This is a genomic window from Parageobacillus thermoglucosidasius (assembly GCF_001295365.1).
Lineage (GTDB): Bacteria > Bacillota > Bacilli > Bacillales > Anoxybacillaceae > Parageobacillus > Parageobacillus thermoglucosidasius.
Genome location: NZ_CP012712.1, coordinates 522,501 through 525,000 on the forward strand (window position 1 = coordinate 522,501; position 2,500 = coordinate 525,000).

Below are 2,500 nucleotides of genomic sequence, written 5' to 3' on the forward strand. Positions count from 1 at the left end.
TCCCTCAAAACTAGATAACCGTCCGTCTGGAAGAAGCCGTTTGGCCAGGCGGCATTCTCCGTTGTTCGTGGTTAAGCCCTCGATCGATTAGTATCCGTCAGCTCCACGTGTCGCCACGCTTCCACCTCGGACCTATCGACCTCGTCATCTTCGAGGGATCTTACTCGCTTGACGCGATGGGAAATCTCATCTTGAGGGGGGCTTCACGCTTAGATGCTTTCAGCGCTTATCCCTTCCGCACATAGCTACCCAGCGGTGCCCCTGGCGGGACAACTGGTACACCAGCGGTGCGTCCATCCCGGTCCTCTCGTACTAAGGACAGCTCCTCTCAAATTTCCTGCGCCCGCGACGGATAGGGACCGAACTGTCTCACGACGTTCTGAACCCAGCTCGCGTACCGCTTTAATGGGCGAACAGCCCAACCCTTGGGACCGACTACAGCCCCAGGATGCGATGAGCCGACATCGAGGTGCCAAACCTCCCCGTCGATGTGGACTCTTGGGGGAGATCAGCCTGTTATCCCCGGGGTAGCTTTTATCCGTTGAGCGATGGCCCTTCCATGCGGAACCACCGGATCACTAAGCCCGACTTTCGTCCCTGCTCGACCTGTCTGTCTCGCAGTCAAGCTCCCTTCTGCCTTTGCACTCTCCGAATGATTTCCAACCATTCTGAGGGAACCTTTGGGCGCCTCCGTTACCTTTTGGGAGGCGACCGCCCCAGTCAAACTGCCCACCTGACACTGTCTCCCACCCCGCTAAGGGGTGCGGGTTAGAATTTCAATACCGCCAGGGTGGTATCCCACCGCCGCCTCCACCGAAGCTGGCGCTCCGGCTTCCCAGGCTCCCACCTATCCTGTACAAGCGATACCAAAATTCCATATCAGGCTGCAGTAAAGCTCCACGGGGTCTTTCCGTCCTGTCGCGGGTAACCTGCATCTTCACAGGTAGTATGATTTCACCGGGTCTCTCGTTGAGACAGTGCCCAAGTCGTTACACCTTTCGTGCGGGTCGGAACTTACCCGACAAGGAATTTCGCTACCTTAGGACCGTTATAGTTACGGCCGCCGTTTACTGGGGCTTCGGTTCGCACCTTCGCTTCCGCTAAGCGCTCCCCTTAACCTTCCAGCACCGGGCAGGTGTCAGCCCCTATACTTCGCCTTTCGGCTTCGCAGAGACCTGTGTTTTTGATAAACAGTCGCTTGGGCCTTTTCACTGCGGCTCCCTCAGGCTTTGGACCCAAGAGAGCACCCCTTCTCCCGAAGTTACGGGGTCATTTTGCCGAGTTCCTTAACGAGAGTTCTCCCGCGCACCTTAGGATTCTCTCCTCGCCTACCTGTGTCGGTTTGCGGTACGGGCACCTCTCACCTCGCTAGAGGCTTTTCTTGGCAGTGTAGGATCGGGGACTTCGGGACCAACGGTCCCTCGCCATCACGGCTCCGCCTTATTGCCAGACGGATTTGCCTATCTGGCGGCCTAACCGCTTGGACAGGCTATTCCAGCAGCCTGCTCGCCCTACCTTCCTGCGTCCCCCCATCGCTCCAACGGTGAGGAGGTGGTACAGGAATCTCTACCTGTTGCCCATCACCTACGCCTTTCGGCCTCGGCTTAGGTCCCGACTAACCCTGAGCGGACGAACCTTCCTCAGGAACCCTTAGGCTTTCGGTGCAGAGGATTCTCACCTCTGTTTTCGCTACTCACACCGGCATTCTCACTTCTAAGCGCTCCACGAGTCCTTCCGGTCTCGCTTCAGCGCACTTAGAACGCTCCCCTACCGATGACCGTTGGTCATCCCACAGCTTCGGTGGTACGTTTAGCCCCGGTACATTTTCGGCGCAGAGTCACTCGACCAGTGAGCTATTACGCACTCTTTAAATGATGGCTGCTTCTAAGCCAACATCCTGGTTGTCTGGGCAACTCCACATCCTTTTCCACTTAACGTACACTTTGGGACCTTAGCTGGTGGTCTGGGCTGTTTCCCTCTCGACTACGGATCTTATCACTCGCAGTCTGACTCCCAAGGATAAGTCATTGGCATTCGGAGTTTGACTGAGTTCGGTAACCCGATGAGGGCCCCTAGCTCAATCAGTGCTCTACCTCCAAGACTCTTCCCTTGAGGCTAGCCCTAAAGCTATTTCGGGGAGAACCAGCTATCTCCAGGTTCGATTGGCATTTCACCCCTACCCACACCTCATCCCCGCACTTTTCAACGTGCGTGGGTTCGGGCCTCCAGTAGGTGTTACCCTACCTTCACCCTGGACATGGGTAGATCACCTGGTTTCGGGTCTACGACGACGTACTGTGCGCCCTGTTCAGACTCGCTTTCGCTGCGGCTCCGTCTTTTCGACTTAACCTTGCACGTCATCGTAACTCGCCGGTTCATTCTACAAAAGGCACGCCATCACCCATCAACGGGCTCTGACTACTTGTAGGCACACGGTTTCAGGTTCTCTTTCACTCCCCTTCCGGGGTGCTTTTCACCTTTCCCTCACGGTACTGGTTCA

At 56.4% G+C, this 2,500-nt stretch carries 1 rRNA gene (running past one end of the window); it reads right to left on the reverse strand.

Features of this window, described 5'->3' with window-relative positions:
* Positions 1-67 precede the first annotated feature (67 nt).
* Positions 68-2,500, reverse strand: a 23S ribosomal RNA gene (locus AOT13_RS02635) (it continues 497 nt past the right edge of the window).